The organism is Streptomyces sp. NPDC047515 (assembly GCF_040643055.1).
GTDB lineage: Bacteria > Actinomycetota > Actinomycetes > Streptomycetales > Streptomycetaceae > Streptomyces.
The window spans coordinates 10364-25616 of the sequence record NZ_JBEYTM010000029.1 but is presented as its reverse complement, the minus strand read 5'-3'; the positions used below and the strand labels follow the sequence as shown (position 1 = coordinate 25616).

Genomic DNA, 15253 nt, shown 5'->3' with positions numbered 1-15253 from the left:
GTGGAACGCCGGGAACTGCACGCGGCGCTGAGCGCTGCAGGAGTGGCCGACGGTTACTACCGCATCGAGGGCGTTCACGAACCGGCCCCCACCCCCACGGACTTCCTGTTCCTGCGGCAGGCAGCCGATGGGGTGTGGGAGACCGGTGCGTACGAACGGGGCACGTACGAGGTCATCGCCCGCCATCCGAGTGAACAGGCGGCCTGTGCGCATCTGCTCCGCCTGCTCGTCTGAACGTGGACAGGACCGGGCCGGTCCCGGACTGAGGCCGAACCCGGTCCGGTTCGTCGACCCACCCCACAGGCGCGGTGCGCCGAGCTTCTCCTCCACCGGCGGCATGGCGTCGGCCGGACCTCGGTGCTCACGCAGCTGCGCAGGGCTCGGGCCCGCGCTCAGGTCACACCACGACGTAATGGCCGTCAGTGACCGTCGTGACGGACGCTCCGCACGTTCGCGGGCAGGCCGGTACCCGAGGGCGCTCGAAGAGACCTCCCCTGGAGGCCGGCAGCGATGTCCCGGATCGCGGGGAGCCGCGCGAACAGCGCATCCCCGGGACAGTTGGTGGCATAGCCGTCGCGATGTCCCGAGATGGCGTCGAACTCCGCCGAAGTTCCCTTGGCATACCGACTCTTGTCATTGGTGGATGTGAGCCACACCTTGCTGGTGGCGTCGACGCCGCCCAAGCCGAGCTTCCAGGCGGCGAGGGCGGCGATCGCGTGTTCCATGGCCGCCGGTACCGGCGTCCCCCGTCCGAAGGTGCCGATTGCGGCGATTCCCGCCGTGCCCTGGTTGAACCCGAGGGTGTGGGAGCCGATGACGGGTCGATCGGCACCACCGGCGCGACCTTCATAGATGGTGCCGCACTTGTCGACGAGGAAGTTGTAGCCGAGGTCTCCCCATCTCCGGTCACGGGTCTGGCCCGTATAGAGATTGCGCAGCGTACGCGGGACGTCGGCGCAGTCGTAATCGTTGGGTGTGTCGGTGTGATGGATGAAGACCGCCCTCACCCCTTCCGCATAGTGGGCATGCGGGTCGCGTCTGGTCTCGTCCGCCTGCCACCGCGTACGCGACACGATGGTGGGTTGCGGTGTTGCACGAGGGAGCGCCATGGAAGCCGCTCCGAGGGCCGGGAACGGTGGGGAGGGATCGACAGCCGCTTCCGGAACCGTCCCGGCCCGCCCCACGGCGAGAGGGCCCTCCGGCGTCGTCTCGCCGGCACCACCGGCCGTCGCTGCCCCTGGGGGCGCAGCCAGCAGGGGAATCGCCATAGGCGTCGTGACCCACAGCGCTATTCGATACAAACGCACAGGGAAACCTTCTTCTTCGTTCGCCGGGAAGACGGCGGGAGCGCGTATGTCCACAGCTTTGCGGCGGGGGGTTCGCCGCGCGCGCCGGGTTGCTGCAGTCAGGCGAGCGTGTCGACAGCCGGCCGATGAGGGCGCTCCTGGCACGGACCGGGGTCGCCGCGGCGGTGTCGTGCGGTGTCGCGTCACCCATCCTGCTGGCGGGCTTACCGTCGACCACAGCGTGGAACCGATCTATGCATGACTGAAAGTGGGAGCCCTCTTATCTTGACGCCCCGGATCGTTGTGCTCGGTGTCCAGCCCGGTGATCCGCCCTTCCGCCTGGTGGAGATCGACGGGGAGGTCGTCAGCGCGGCCACATCGGTGACGGACGTGCTGCTGACCGCCGCGGCCGCAGGCATCACCGTCCATGACCTCGATGACCCGGGCCTGATCCGTTGGGTGGGTGGCGGCAAGTTCCACTGGAGGCTGCACTGAGGGCCCTCCCGTGATCCCTGGCGGGCGGTGCGACGACAGCTACGGCACCTCGCCGCGTTGTCGGAACGTCCGCATACATCCACGATGCGGACGTCCCTCCGCCTTGCGATGCACCCCATCCGATGCCACGCGCTGATCCACCACGGAATACGGGACAGCCCCTGGGCGGGTGCGACGCGCGGGCGGGGGGAAGGGCTGCCGAGAGCGAGCGAGCCGCCATCGGATGCTTTTGGCTGCCGTGGAGCTCCCGTGCGCGGTCCACGAGACCACCGCGGGGGCACATGTGCTCGGGCAGTCGATGTGCGACGACGACCCCGCCCGCCTCTCAGTGTGTGGCCTGTCCGGCCGGGCGCTCGGTATTCCGGGTCGGCGAGCGCATTCGAGCCTCATGACAGCCGCATCGGGGCCCTTCGCCGGGATGGCCGTCGAGGCGTGGACAGTGGTACCGGTGATCGGCAACGGGGCGTGCAGGGAAAGCGGCAGGTGGTCGGCCGCAGGCGCAGCGGGTCGAGCAGCGGCGGAGCGGCCCGCCCCTCCCCGGCCTCGTTGTCTCCGGCCGTGGAGCGGACCGCCCACCCGTACGTGGTGAAGCGATGCGTTCCCGAATCGACCTCGAAGACCGCACAGCCGTCCTCCGCGCGCACGAACGTCCCGTGAGTGCTCTCGACGCGCTCCCTACCTGCACGTGCGGGCCGCTGTCCGATGCCGCACGGTTCCTAGATCGCACACCCGAGGCGCTCGCCGCCGAGCTGATCACCACGACGCTTCGCAGCGGCGTCGTCGTCCTGCGCGACGGACGCCTCCACGCGTCACCGAACACGCGGCGTTGGCCGCGAAGTCCCGGGCGGCGTCGAGCAGTACCCCATGCACCTCGGTACGGTCGGCGCAGTGAACACGTCGCCGGACTCAAGCGCCTTTCTGCGGCGCGAGCCATGCGCTGCGCGTCCTCACCATGCCCGTGCACCCGGCAGCGACCGAGGTCGTGCCGTGCTGAGAATCGTACGGCAGTTGCATTGGGTTCGTGGTGGACATTCCATTGAGCTCTGGCGATGGTTTTCCGCGAAACAAGATCCCTTTCATGCTGATATGGATTTCGACAATCCTGACTAATTCCCGATTTCTCGGAAGGAGTTTTCTTCAAGCGATTTGTGGGAGTTTTAGGGCGTGACCCTGAAAGCAGGGCATCCCGATCCCGTGAAGGGAAATTGATGAAACTCCGTACCTTCCCGTCCCTCGCCGTCGCGACCGCGGTTCTTGCGGTCGGCGGAATGCTGGCGGGTACCGCTCAGGCCTCGGTGTCCGCACCGGCCGTGGCCCGCCACACCCAGGTCTCAGGTGCGCGCCCCACGTCCGACACGCTGATCTACCCGAGGGCGACGCTGCAGAAGAACCATGCCTGGACCTCGGGCAACGGCCGGGCCATCCTGCGGGTGCAGCAGGATGGGAACTTCGTCCTGTACAAGGACAGCCGCCCGGTGTGGCAGGCTCCCGGCGCCTATCCCAACGGTGACCACGCGGTCATGCAGGAAGACGGGAACTTCGTCCTCTACGACCGCAGCGGCAACCCGCTGTGGGCCTCCGGCACCTGGCACAAGGGCGCGTACCTCGCCATCCAGGACGACGGAAACGTAGTTGTCTACAACGCGGACAGGCGCCCGGTCTGGGCCACCAACACCGGGGACTGACCGCTTCGACGGCATTGGTCCGGGGATTCTTGCCGTGACCCTTTGAGGGCATCAGACCTAGTGGTTTCAGAGGTCTGATGCCCTTTTTCCCGATGACCCTGCGGCCTCGATCAGCCGTCTCGCCGTTCGTCCACGAGGGCGGTGCTTCGTCCGTGGCCCAGCGTCCTCAGCGGGGCAGGGTGTAACGGAGCAGGCGTGAGCGGGCATCGCGCGCGGGCAGGCCGAGCCCCCTCCCGATCTCGGTCACCGTCCTCGCATCCGCCCGTGCGTGGCACGCCGCCGTGCGGCCGGCATCGGCGATTGCGCGTTCCAGGGTGGCGATCGCTCTCAGTGCGGCCAGCGGCTCATCGCCGGCGAGCGCGTCGAGCCGCTCCTCCACCTGTGTCAGCAGCGCGAGCACGTCCTTCGGCACTGGCACCGCGGCCGAGTCGACCTCGGCGATGTGCTGGTCCCAGTCCTCCTCGGGGCCCGACGTGTCGAAGAGTTCCGGGCGGCGCCGGTCCACGGCATCCCAGTCCAGTGGATAACAGCTGTCACCGCGCCAGCCGCACGAGCACACCGCCCGCATCTCCGAGGCTCGCGGTGCGCCCAGCGTGCCGTCGTACACCCACCAATCGCTGCTCCTGTGCACGGACGGACCGCTGCCGACGTCGAAGATCACCGGTTTCGGTTCCGTGCCGTCCGCCACGAGCACCCCCGGCCTGCCCTCATGAGCCGCACCGAACTCCTCGGTCTGCCACACGATTTCCCACCTCTCCTCTCGGTCCGGACGGAAGGACGCCGCCAGCCTGTTCGTACCGTTCCCGACAGGTCCGTCCCGTACCGGTGGCCCGTACCCCTGACGATGCCGGAAGCCGTTGGCCCATGACCGGTGATTACCCGAACCGGTGAACAACGCTCCGGGCGCGACCGACTGCGGCCATGGCCTCCCGCCGCTGCCCGCTGTTCGGTGGAACCGGTCAGTCGGTGCCGGGCGGGGTGAGAGTCGCACGCAACAGGTCCAGGAAGGCCGCGGCAGCGGGGCCGGAAGGAGCATCCGTCCGCCAGGCCAGCGCGATCCGGCCGCGTAGCCGCGGTTCGATGATCTCCAGCGTCCGTAGTCCGAAGGCTGACGCCGCGTCGTCCCGGAGCGCCGGAACCACCGCCGCACCGAGACCACGGGCGGCGAGCTCGGCAACGAACAGCGGCGCAGCTGCCTCGAAGGCGATGCGAGGCTGGAACCCGGCCTGCGCGCACGCCCGGTCGAGTACCCCTCGGATGCCCGTACCGCGCGGCAGGCTGATCAGTGGGCGATCCCGGAGCCCGGCCAGCGGAATGCTCGTGAGGCTCTCGTGCGTGATGGCCAGATCGTCCGGGGGAACGGCGGCCACGAGGGGTTCGTCGATCACGACCTGGAGGGAGATGCCCGGTGGGGGTTCCTCGCCCGTCAGCCCGATGACGGCGATGTCGAGGTGCCCGCGATTCAGGGCGACGAGCATGCGCTGCGACGTGTCCTCGGTCAGGACGATCTCCACCTGTGGGTGATCGTCGTGGAAGCCTGTCAGGAGGGAGGCCAGGTCGAACTCGTGGGCGGCGGCGCCGGCGCCCGAGACGAGGCCCATGCGGACGTGGCCGCGGAGCAGCCCGGTGAACTCGTCCACGGTCTGCCGTACCGCTTCGACCGCGGTGAGCGCTGCCCGCGCGTACGGCAGTACGGCCTCGCCCACTTCTGTCAGGGTCACCGACCGGGCGGAGCGGTCCAGCAGCGGCTGGCCGAGTTCCTTTTCGAGTTGTCGGATCTGGGCGCTCACGCCCGGCTGCGCCAGGTGCAGGCGGGCGGCGGCGCGGGTGAAGTTGGCTTCCTCCACCACCGTGACGAAGTACCGCAGCTGCCGAATGTCCATAACTGGTGATGCTAGCTGTGAGACATGCAAACTCTTGGACTTATGACAGGGCTGCCGTGACGCTTGATGCCATGGGGAAAGCGACGCACCAGAGACCAACGGCGGAGATCAGAGCGGCGATCGCGGCCGAACGCCGGCAGCTGGCGGCCGTGCTGGACGGGCTGTCGGCCGAGGAATGGGACGCGCCGACCCTGTGCGCGGGTTGGCGCGTACGGGAAGTCGCGGCCCACATGTCGCTGGGGTTTCGGTACTCGTTCCCCAAGACGGCGTGGGAACTCGTCCAAGCACGAGGCAGTCTCCACCGGATGACCGATCGATGCGCGCGCAAGGACGCGGCCGCCCATTCGACGGGTGAGCTCGCCGCAGCGCTCGGAGACAACGCGGATCACCCCTGGACGCCGCCGGTCGGCGGGTTCACGGCGGCCCTGGGCCACGACGTGATCCACGGTCTGGACATCACGGTGGCGCTGGGCCTCGGCCGCCGGGTTCCCGAAGACCGCTTGCGCATCCTTCTGGAGAGCGTCGACGCCCAAACCCTCAAGTTCTTCCGAGCCGACCTCCACGGCATCGAACTCCGCGCCGACGACCTCGACTGGTCCTTCGGTGCCGGGACGCCGCTGTCCGGTGCCGCGCAGGACCTGCTCCTGCTCACCTACGGTCGTAGGCTCCCTCCGGGGCGCCTCCACGGCGCATCGAGCGATCGCTTCGTGGCCGCCCAGGCATGACTGTGGCTGCCCAGGTGTGTCCGCGGTGGCCCGTGAGCGGGCGTCTCTTTGACCCCGGACAGCGCGGCCCGGACTTCCTCGGCGGAACGCGGTGCGACACCATCGCGGGGGCGCTTGGTGCCGGTCGGTCTGTCGAAGAGATCCCTCGCCCGAGCCCGTGAATGTGCGGATCGCCCCATCCACCGAGCCTGACCACCCCGTGCGTGCCCTGTGATTCACCCGGGACACCGCCCCGGAACGCACTCGGCGATCAGGTATCAGTGGCTCTCTGTCAAAGTAGGTCGAGCCAGGCATACTGGATAATTCATTGAGTCGAGGGCGGAGAGCCGTCTGGCCCTCATCAGCGAGCGCCTGCGCGAGCACCTGCGCCCCGGGCCAGCCGCCGCCGGTCCGGGGCCCGACCGCGGCGTCGCCCACGATCTGCGTGACCTCCTCGACGAGCGACTGCTCGAAGCCATCACCCTGGCCGAGGCCGCACGCCTGTTCCACGCCCACCCCACGCATCTCGTGCGGGCATTCAGCGCCGCCTTCGGTATCGCCCCCCATCAGTACGTGACATCCCGCCGTGTCGACCTGGCCCGCCGTCTGCTCCTCGGTGGACAGCCGCCGGGCGAGGCGGCGGCCGCCGCCGGCTTCTACGACCAGTCCCACCTCCCCCGGCACTTCAAGCGGATCGTGGGCATCACCCCGGGTCGGTACGCCCGAACCGGCGCCGCCGGTTGAGCATGGCCGCCTCCGGCGAGCTGACGACGTCGGCGCGTGTGGCTCCGGGGCCCCGCCGGGCCGTCCTCGCCCTGTTCACTCCTGCCGGTCGGCCGACTTCGCGGCGAGATAGCGGGCGGGGAACTCCCCGCCGCCGTGCACCGCGAGGTCCGCCCCGTTCACGTACCCGGACAGCCCGCTCGCCAGGAACAGGCAGGCGCGGGCGACATCCGTGGGGACGGCCATGCGCTCCATCGGGATGACCCGGGCCACCGATGCCCCGCAGTCCGTGCCGTAGACGGCTGCCGCGCTCTCGGTGCGGATCAGCCCGGTGGTGATGTGATTGACCCGCACCTCGGGAGCCCACTCCAGCGCGAGCGCCTTGGTGAGGGCCAGCAGTCCGGCCTTGGCGGCCGTGTAAGCGGCGGTGCCGGGCTGCGGGTCGTGCGCGGAGACGCTGCCGATGTTGATGACCGAACCGCCGCCGTGCTGAGTCCTCATGACGCGGTGGGCCGCCTGCGCCACGTAGAACGGCGCGAGCAGGTTGAGTGCGACGATCCTCTCCACGAACCGGGGCGAGACGGTGGCCGCGTCGGCGTCCGGGGAACCGCCCGCGTTGTTGACGAGTACGTCGAGGCGGCCGAAGCGTTCCACCGCGGCGTCGACGAGCCGGACCGCCGCCGCGGGGTCGCGCACGTCGGCGGAGACGAAGACCGCCGCCCGGCCCCGCACCGCAGGCGTCGTGTCCGGGGCGTTGCGGCCGCAGACGACGACGTCGGCTCCGGCATCGAGGAACGCCCCGGCGATGGCGGCACCGATGCCCTTGGTGCCGCCGGTGACGAGCACCACGCGTCCCGTGAAGTCCAACGGGTTGCCGATGTCCATGATGTACGGCCTCTCTGCCGGGTGTGCCCGGTCGGTGGTCAGTGCCTGGTCAGCCCGAGCCCGGCGACGAGCCGCGCCCGGTGCCGCGCGGCCGAACCGAACAGTTCGCCCGCTCCGTGCGCCCGCTTGAAGTAGCGGTGTGCGTCGTGCTCCCAGGTGATGCCGATGCCGCCGTGCAACTGGATCATCTCGCCGGCCACCGCCGAGAACGCCTCGGAACAGACCGACTTCGCGACAGCGGCGGCGCGTGGCAGCGCGCCGGGGTCCTGGTCGGCGGCGAAGGCGGCGCCGAGCGCCGCCGAACGTGCCGACTCCACCAGGACGTAGGCATCCGCGAGCCGGTGCTTGACGGCCTGGAACGAGCCGATGGGGCGGCCGAACTGGACGCGGTCCCTGGCGTAGGCGACGGTGAGTTCGAGGCAGCGCGCGGCCGCGCCCACCTGCTCCGCGGCGAGCGCCGCGCAGGCCAGGTCCCGTACCTGCGCCAGGCTCCGGCCGCCGTCGCCGTCCACGCCGATCAGACGCGCCTCGGCGCCGTCCAGCACCCACTGCGCCTGGCTCCGCGTGCCGTCCATGGTGACGACGGACGTACGGTGCGCCCCGGCGGCGTCCACCGACACGTCGAAGAGCGAGACCCCGGCCGCTGTACGGGCCGCGACGAGCAGTACGTCGACCCGGGGCCAGTCCAGCACATGCTCCTTCGTCCCGGTGATGTGCCAGGCGCCACCGGGTCCGGGCACGGCCTCCGCGTGTATCGCCTCCGGGTCCCAGGACCCCTGCTCGGCCCAGGCCAGGGTTCCCACCGAGCCGCCCTCGGCGAGCCCCGGCAGCAGACGCCCGCAGGCCGCCTTGTCACCGGTGGCGAGCAGTGCCCCGGCGGTGAGCACCGCCGAGCCGAGGAACGGCAGCGGACTCAGGCTCCGGCCCAGTTCCTCCATCAGCACGTGGACATCCCGGGCGCCGCCACCCGCCCCGCCGTACTCCTCGGGCACGGCGAGCCCGGCGACGCCGATCTGCTCGGTCAACGGCCGCCAGGCCTCGGCTCCTTCGTGCCGGGTCAGCAGTGACCGTACGGCCGACCGCAGTTCTTCCTGCTCCTCAGTCAGCCGCATCGGGCTGCTCCCCTCGGTGTGGCGCACACTGTCGTGCGCGTCAGGCGGCCAGTACGTGGGCCCGGCAGGCGGCCGGGGTGTCCAGGGCGTCGCGCGGCGGGCGGGCCTCGCGGATCCACAGGGACAGGCCGGGTCCGCAGGTGCGGCCGACGGCCCCGTGCGTCCGTGGTGCCGTCCGCGCGGCTCGGTGCGCGGCCGCATCCGGTTCGTCGTGGGCAGCCGGCATCGCCTCTCCTTCCCTAACAAGTGTTTGGTAGATTAACGTAACCCCATGAGCAGCGTCGAGGAGTTCCGCACCGAGATCCGCAGCTGGCTGGCCGCCAATCTCACCGGTCCCTTCGCGGGACTGCGAGGCCGTGGCGGACCCGGCCGGGAGCACGAGGCCTTCGCCGAACGGCTTGCCTGGGAGCGGCACATGGCGGCCGCCGGTTGGACCTGCGTGGGCTGGCCCGAGGAGTACGGCGGCCGGGGCGCGACCATCGAGCAGCAGGTCGCCTTCCACGAGGAGTACGCCCTCGCCGACGCGCCCGCCCGCGTCAACCACATCGGCGAACAGCTGCTGGGCCCGACCCTGGTGGCCTTCGGCACGCCGGAGCAGCGGGCCCGCTTCCTGCCGCCGATCGTCGCGGTCGAGGAACTGTGGTGCCAGGGCTACAGCGAACCCGACGCCGGTTCCGACCTGGCGAACGTGCGGACCAGGGCCGAGCGCGACGGCGACTCCTGGGTCGTCACCGGACAGAAGATCTGGACGTCACTCGCCCACGAGGCGCAGTGGTGCTTCGTGGTGGCCCGCACCGAGCCCGGCTCGTCCCGCCACGACGGCCTGTCCTACCTCCTGGTCCCGCTCGACCGGCCCGGCGTCGAGATCCGGCCGATCGCCCAGCTGACCGGCACCAGCGAGTTCAACGAGGTCTTCTTCGACGGGGCCCGCACCCGCGCCGAACACATCGTCGGAGCCCCGGGTGAGGGCTGGCGCGTCGCCATGGCCACGCTCGGCTTCGAACGCGGTGTCTCCACCCTCGGCCAGCAGGTCGGCTTCCGGCGCGAACTCGAAGCCCTCATCGAACTGGCCAGACACAACGGTGCGGCGGACGATCCGCTGATCCGCGACCGGCTCGCCCGCGCCTGGACGGGGCTGGAAACCATCCGCTGCAACGCCCTGCGCATGCTCGACGGCGTGGCGGCGGGCGCTCCCGGACCCGAAGCGTCCATCGGCAAGATCTTCTGGGCCACCTGGCACCGGGAGCTCGGTGAACTCGCCATGAGCGTCCGCGGTGCGGGCGGCATGCTCGCCGCCGGTGAACCGTACGAACTCGACGACTGGCAGCGGCTGTTCCTCTTCTCCCGCTCCGACACCATCTACGCCGGATCGAACGAGATCCAGCGCAACATCATCGCGGAGCGCGTCCTCGGCCTGCCCAGGGAGATCCGCCCGTGACGCCCCGGCCGCCGCATGCCCCGGGGCACAGCCTGCTGGACGGGCTCACCGGGTGATCACCGCCGCCGCGGTCGCCGGGATCGGCCAAGCGGCCGCCCGCCAGGAGTGTCGGCCGGTCGCGGGCAGGTGAGCCGTCACCGGACGACGGTGTGCCGCTCCGCCCCCGGCCGATGACGACATGACGGCCAAAGGCGCCGACATGCGCGCCGAGCGCGGTGGCGAAGCGTTGAGCCACGGCGGCGCAGTGGACACGGACGTGCACGCACGCGGGAGAACTCCGCTCCGAGCCGGTTCTCCGTGCCGGACTTGCGCGGTGCGGCCGGCGGCCGCCGCCGTACGGTCCACACGGATCGGGGCGGTCCGGAGTCCGGACCGCCCCGGCGGCGTACGCGGGAGGCCGTCAACCGGCCCCGGAGAGCGTCTTCAGCGTGGCCTGCGCCTCGGCCATGATGCGGTCGACGAGTTCCGCGCAGGACGGCAGATCGTCGATCAGCCCCGCCACCTGGCCGGAGGCCATCACCCCGAGATCGGTGCGCCCATCGATCATCGAGGCCTTCAGGAGCATCGGAGTGTTGGCGGCCATAAGGATCTGGCTCCAGGTCAGCTCCTTGCCGTGCCTCATCGCCAGTCCGTCGCGGATCAGCCCGGACCAGCTCGCCCCGGACTCCTTCCTGAAGGCCGAGGCGTGGCGCAGCGCGCGCAGCAGCGAGGCCGCACGGCCCGAACGCTCCAGGGCATCGACCAGTTCGGTGCGTAGCATGCGGTGCGGCAGCCCGTCGACCTTGGTCGTGACCGTGACGTCCTTCACCGTGGCGGCCAGGTACTTCGCCTTCACCGCCGCCGGGACGGTGCTGTCGGAGGTGAGCAGGAAGCGCGTGCCCATGCCGATACCGGCCGCCCCGTAGGCGAGCGCGGCGACCAGACCACGGCCGTCGTGGAAGCCGCCCGCCGCGATCACCGGGATGCCGACGGCGTGCACGACCTGGGGGAGCAGCACCGTGGTGGCCACGTTCCCCGTGTGGCCGCCGCCCTCGCCGCCCTGCACCATCACCGCGTCGGCGCCCCACGCGGCGACCTTCTCCGCGTGCCGCCGGGCCCCGACGGACGGGATGACGACAACGCCCGCGTCCTTGAGCCGGGCGATCAGCTCCTTCGACGGCGCGAGCGCGAAGGACGCCACCCGCACCCCCTCGTCGATGATGATCCGCACCCGGTCGCCGGCGTCCGCCGCGTCCGCCCGCAGATTGACGCCGAACGGCGCGTCCGTACAGGACCGGACCTCGCGGACCGCCGCGCGCAGCCGCTCGACGCTCATCGTGGCGGAGGCGAGAATCCCGAGGGCTCCCGCGTTCGCGGCGGCGGACACGAGGCGGGGGCCGGCCACCCAGCCCATCCCGGTCTGCACGATCGGATGCCGGACTCCGGTCAGCGCGGTGAGCGCGGTCGGGATCGACCCGGGCCCGCTCATGCCGGAACCTCGCGCTCGCGTTGCCCCTTGGGATCGATGACCTCGCGGATCAGCCGCAGTTCCGCCTCGGTGGGCTCACGGGTGAGGGGCACCTCGTCGGGGATCGTGAGGGCGAATCCGGTGGCCTCGCAGACCTGCTCGACGGTGACTCCGGGATGCAGGGAGCGCAGCCGCATCGTACGGTCGGAGGTCTCGAAGTCGAAGACGCCCAGATTGCTGATGACGTCGGGGATGCGGTGGTAGCGGGTCGCGGAGGGGCCGGCCGCCGCGGCCCGGTCGTACCCGACACCGCTGACCATGTCGACGCGTTCGACGAACACCCGCGCCGAATGCCTGGGCACCCAGTAACTCGTCGGATTGTTCAGGGTGTTGCCGGGAGCGCCGCGTACTCCGAGCAGCTGTCGCGTGGGCCTGGCCCAGTCGCCGATGCAGGAGATGTTCTGGTTGCCGTACCGGTCGAGCTGGCTGGCGCCCATCATCACGTGCCTGCGGCCGGTGGCGGTGAGCGCGAGGTGCTGACGGAACGGCAGCCAGCCCTCGACGATCCCCGGCTTCGCTCCCACCGCGGGCACGTCGCCCATGAGTAGTGCCTCCCCGTCGGTCAGCAGCAGGTCGGGCGAGAAAGTGAGCTTCGCCAGACGCGCCCCGATCGCCGGGACGGTGCCCATGGGGCTGGCGAGCACCTCGCCGGCGTTCCGCCATGCCTCCGCACAGGCCACCACGCAGTAGTCGGCGCGGGTCGCCGTCGGGGTGCCGGTCTCGGTGGCGCTCATGCTTCCTCCTGGTGGAACGCCGTGACGGCGGCCTGATAGGCGGCTTCGTCCCCGGACAGGAACCGTTCGTCGAAGGCCCGCCACGCCTCGGGGTCGCGGGCGGCCCGGACGTAGGCACGCTGGAAGGCCTCGTCGCGCTCGTGGTCGGGCACGCAGGACGTGAAGTGCGCGCCGTTCGGTGTCTCGACGACCCCGTCCACGAACAGGCGCTTGACCAGGAGGGTCTGTGGTCCGTGCTCCTTGAGCAGGTCCGCCGTGTCGACGATCCGCTCGCAGGAGACGTACGCGTGGTCGGCGGCCTCGCAGAACAGGTCGTCGAAGTACGGGTCGGGGCCAAGGTACTGGCCATTGCCCTGTGCGTCGGCGCGGTTGAGGTGGACCAGGGACGCGTCCAGACGCAGGGCCGGTGCCGCGACCAGCTCCTCACCGTCCTCGTACGGTGAGGTGACGGTGCGCAGCGACGGGTTGACCTTCAGCACGTCCGATCCGAGACCGGCCCGTACCGGCATGAAGGGCAGCCGGTGCGCCCCGGCGATCAGGCCCCACATCAGCATCGCCTCGTCGAGCTCGACCATCTCGAACGCGCCCCGTTGCCGGGCAGCGGTGAAGTGCGGTTCGAGCGGTATGGAGTCGAGCGTCCCGAACGCCGCGACCAGCTTGCGGATCCTCCCCGCGGCGGCGAGCAGGCCGACGTCCGGTCCGCCGTACGAGACCACGGTCAGGTCGGTGAGGTCCGAGCGCAGCAGCGCGCGCACCAGGGCCATCGGCTTGCGGCGCGAGCCCCATCCACCGATGCCGATCGTCATGCCGCTCTCCAGACGGCCGACGACTTCGTCGGCCGTCATCGTCTTGTCCTGTGTCACGCCTGTTGCTCCTTGTCCGTGCCGAAGGTGTCGCGCACACGGTCGGCGACGCCGCTGAGGTTGGCCTCGAAGGTGAAGCCCTGCTCGAACCGGTAGCTGCGGCGTACGTCGACCGGGTCGATGCCGTTGATGGCGGCCTTGGCCAGCCGGATCAGATAGCCGTCCTTGGCGGCGATCTCTCGGGCCAGTTCGAGGGCGGCCTCGGTGAGACCGTCGCGCGGGACCACTCGCCACACCGAGCCGTGCCGGTACAGCTCCTTCGCCGTCGCGGTGCGCGAGGTGTAGTACAGGGCCCGCATCAGGTGCTGGGGGACGAGCCGCGCGAGGTGCGTGGCCGCGCCGAGTGCGCCGCGATCCAGCTCCGGGAGGCCGAAGGTCGCGTCGTCACTGGCCACGACGGCGTCCGCGTTGCCCACCAGGCCGATGCCGCCGCCCAGGCAGAAGCCGTGTACGGCGGCGACCACGGGAACCTCGCACTCGTAGACCGCGGCGAACGCCTCGTAGCAGCCGCGGTTGGCACCGATCAGCGCCTCGTGTCCGGCCGCGCGCTGCATTTCCTTGATGTCCACGCCCGCGTTGAAGCCGCGGCCCTCGGCGGTGAGTACCACGCACCGGACCTTCGGGTCGGCTCCGGCGGCGCGCACTGCGGCGGCCAGCTCGTACCAGCCTTGTACGGGGAGGGCGTTGACCGGGGGGAAGTCCACGGTGACGACCGCGATGCCCTCTTCCGGGGCGGAGGTGGAGACACCCATGAGCAGATCAGCTACCTTTCCACCAAATGTTTGTTAGGTGAAACGTAGCAGTGATGCGGAAGCGGCGGGAGAGCGTCATGCCATTGAGCAGTACGACCGCCCCGCTCCGCGCCCCAACCGGAAGGACACCCGCCATGACCTCACCGACCGCCCTGTGCGCCGGACGCGTCGCCGTCGTCACCGGCGCCGGCCGCGGACTCGGCCGCGCACATGCCCTGGCCCTCGCCGCCGAGGGCGCCAAGGTCGTCGTGAACGACCTCGGCGTGGATCTCGACGGCTCCGGAGCGGGCACCGGTCCCGCGCAGCAGGTCGTCGAGGAGATCCGTGCGTCCGGCGGTGAAGCCGTCGCGCACAGCGGCGACATCGCCACCACCGAAGGCGCGGCCTCCCTCGTGGCGGCCGCGCTCGACTCCTTCGGCCGGCTCGACACACTCGTCAACAACGCCGGATTCCTCCGCGACCGGATGCTGGTGAACCTGGACGAGGACGACTGGGACGCGGTGATGCGCGTCCACCTCAAGGGGCACTTCCTGCCGCTCAAGCACGCGGCGGCGCACTGGCGCGCCGAGGCCAGGGCCGGCCGGCTCCCCGAGGCCCGTGTGATCAACACCAGCTCGGGGGCGGGGCTGTCGGGCAGTGTCGGCCAGGGCAACTACTCCGCGGCCAAGGCGGGAATCGTCGGCCTGACCCTGGTGGCCGCCGCCGAGATGGGCCGCTACGGGGTCCAGGTCAACGCGATCGCCCCGGCCGCCCGCACCCGGATGACCGAGCAGACTTTCGCCGAGTCCATGGCGGCGCCCGGAGACGGTGGATTCGACGCGATGGCACCGGAGAACGTGTCGCCGCTCGTCGTGTGGCTGGGATCGGCGGCATCCGCCGGGGTGACCGGCCGGGTCTTCGAGGCCGAGGCCGGCCGGATCACCGTGATGGAGGGCTGGCGGCCGGGCCCCACCGTCGACAAGGGCGCCCGCTGGAGCCCGGCCGAGGCCGGGGCGGCGGCGGCCGAGCTGCTCGCCGCGTCCGAGACGCCACAGCCGGTGTACGGCGCCCGCTGACGCCGCACCGGGGTGCGCCGCGGGGGGGGGGGGGGGGGGCCCCCCCCCCCCCACCCCCCCCCCCCCCCCCCCGCGCCCCCCCCCCCCCACCCCCACCCCCCCCCCCACACGCACCCCCCCCGCCGCCGCCC

At 71.0% G+C, this 15253-nt stretch carries 16 protein-coding genes and 1 pseudogene; 7 read left to right on the top strand and 10 right to left on the bottom strand.

All coding sequences use genetic code 11. From position 1 onward, the window contains the following. Positions 1 to 234: a hypothetical protein gene (locus ABZ826_RS23070; RefSeq protein WP_361451275.1), complete on the top strand. Its 234-nt coding sequence runs from the start codon at positions 1 to 3 to the stop codon at positions 232 to 234. Positions 235 to 419: 185 nt separating this feature from the next. On the opposite strand, the gene ABZ826_RS23065 is transcribed toward ABZ826_RS23070, so the two are convergent. Then, complete coding sequence (locus ABZ826_RS23065) at positions 420 to 1109, bottom strand: peptidoglycan recognition protein (RefSeq protein ID WP_361451272.1); 690 nt, start codon at positions 1107 to 1109, stop codon at positions 420 to 422. Positions 1110 to 1544: 435 nt separating this feature from the next. Between ABZ826_RS23065 and ABZ826_RS23060 the strand changes: the two genes are divergently transcribed. Continuing rightward, the gene (locus tag ABZ826_RS23060; RefSeq protein WP_361451269.1) at positions 1545 to 1781 is read left to right on the top strand and encodes a hypothetical protein; all 237 of its coding nucleotides are present in this window, start codon (positions 1545 to 1547) and stop codon (positions 1779 to 1781) included. 1208 nt (positions 1782 to 2989) lie between these two features. After that, complete coding sequence (locus ABZ826_RS23055) at positions 2990 to 3466, top strand: hypothetical protein (protein WP_361451266.1); 477 nt, start codon at positions 2990 to 2992, stop codon at positions 3464 to 3466. 166 nt (positions 3467 to 3632) lie between these two features. Here ABZ826_RS23055 and ABZ826_RS23050 read toward each other — a convergent pair whose 3' ends face one another. Together ABZ826_RS23050 and ABZ826_RS23045 are read right to left on the bottom strand one after the other, a co-directional pair. Further along, positions 3633 to 4208 carry a hypothetical protein gene (locus ABZ826_RS23050; RefSeq protein WP_361451263.1) on the bottom strand — a complete coding sequence of 192 codons (576 nt, stop codon included), beginning with the start codon at positions 4206 to 4208 and terminating at the stop codon, positions 3633 to 3635. Positions 4209 to 4425: 217 nt separating this feature from the next. Beyond that, positions 4426 to 5349 (bottom strand): LysR substrate-binding domain-containing protein, encoded by a 924-nt coding sequence (locus ABZ826_RS23045; RefSeq protein ID WP_361451260.1) that lies wholly within the window; start codon positions 5347 to 5349, stop codon positions 4426 to 4428. 71 nt (positions 5350 to 5420) lie between these two features. Between ABZ826_RS23045 and ABZ826_RS23040 the strand changes: the two genes are divergently transcribed. Next, a complete protein-coding gene (locus tag ABZ826_RS23040; protein WP_361451257.1) occupies positions 5421 to 6074 on the top strand; it encodes a maleylpyruvate isomerase family mycothiol-dependent enzyme in 654 nt (217 codons plus the stop codon). Between the two features lie 318 nt (positions 6075 to 6392). Next, positions 6393 to 6797, top strand: a pseudogene (locus ABZ826_RS23035) (helix-turn-helix transcriptional regulator); the annotation flags it as partial. Between the two features lie 75 nt (positions 6798 to 6872). Here ABZ826_RS23035 and ABZ826_RS23030 read toward each other — a convergent pair. Genes ABZ826_RS23030 through ABZ826_RS23020 form a run of 3 tightly spaced genes read right to left on the bottom strand, consistent with a single transcriptional unit; the run spans position 6873 to position 8999 of the window. Next, entirely contained in the window at positions 6873 to 7661 is a 789-nt protein-coding gene (locus ABZ826_RS23030) for an SDR family oxidoreductase (protein WP_361451254.1), read from the bottom strand. A 38-nt stretch (positions 7662 to 7699) separates the two neighbouring features. Next, complete coding sequence (locus tag ABZ826_RS23025; protein WP_361451251.1) at positions 7700 to 8773, bottom strand: acyl-CoA dehydrogenase family protein; 1074 nt, start codon at positions 8771 to 8773, stop codon at positions 7700 to 7702. A gap of 40 nt (positions 8774 to 8813) precedes the next feature. Next, positions 8814 to 8999, bottom strand: a complete 186-nt coding sequence (locus ABZ826_RS23020) for a hypothetical protein (protein ID WP_361451248.1) — start codon at positions 8997 to 8999, stop codon at positions 8814 to 8816. A gap of 45 nt (positions 9000 to 9044) precedes the next feature. Here ABZ826_RS23020 and ABZ826_RS23015 point away from each other — a divergent pair, with 45 nt between their 5' ends. Further along, positions 9045 to 10211 carry an acyl-CoA dehydrogenase family protein gene (locus tag ABZ826_RS23015; protein WP_361451245.1) on the top strand — a complete coding sequence of 389 codons (1167 nt, stop codon included), beginning with the start codon at positions 9045 to 9047 and terminating at the stop codon, positions 10209 to 10211. A gap of 400 nt (positions 10212 to 10611) precedes the next feature. Here the strand turns inward: ABZ826_RS23015 and ABZ826_RS23010 are convergent, their stop codons facing one another. The 4 genes from ABZ826_RS23010 to ABZ826_RS22995 are packed head-to-tail and all read right to left on the bottom strand — an operon-like array spanning position 10612 to position 14067. Next, positions 10612 to 11679 (bottom strand): nitronate monooxygenase, encoded by a 1068-nt coding sequence (locus tag ABZ826_RS23010; RefSeq protein ID WP_361451242.1) that lies wholly within the window; start codon positions 11677 to 11679, stop codon positions 10612 to 10614. After that, complete coding sequence (locus tag ABZ826_RS23005; RefSeq protein ID WP_361451239.1) at positions 11676 to 12452, bottom strand: CoA-transferase; 777 nt, start codon at positions 12450 to 12452, stop codon at positions 11676 to 11678. The genes ABZ826_RS23010 and ABZ826_RS23005 overlap by 4 nt, the downstream gene beginning before the upstream one ends. Then, on the bottom strand, positions 12449 to 13297 hold the full coding sequence (locus ABZ826_RS23000; protein ID WP_361451432.1) for a CoA-transferase: 849 nt from the start codon (positions 13295 to 13297) through the stop codon (positions 12449 to 12451). The genes ABZ826_RS23005 and ABZ826_RS23000 overlap by 4 nt, the downstream gene beginning before the upstream one ends. Positions 13298 to 13311: 14 nt before the next feature. Further along, positions 13312 to 14067 carry an enoyl-CoA hydratase family protein gene (locus tag ABZ826_RS22995; protein ID WP_361451236.1) on the bottom strand — a complete coding sequence of 252 codons (756 nt, stop codon included), beginning with the start codon at positions 14065 to 14067 and terminating at the stop codon, positions 13312 to 13314. Positions 14068 to 14201: 134 nt separating this feature from the next. Here ABZ826_RS22995 and ABZ826_RS22990 point away from each other — a divergent pair, with 134 nt between their 5' ends. Next, the gene (locus ABZ826_RS22990) at positions 14202 to 15122 is read left to right on the top strand and encodes an SDR family oxidoreductase (protein ID WP_361451233.1); all 921 of its coding nucleotides are present in this window, start codon (positions 14202 to 14204) and stop codon (positions 15120 to 15122) included. Positions 15123 to 15253: the final 131 nt, after the last annotated feature.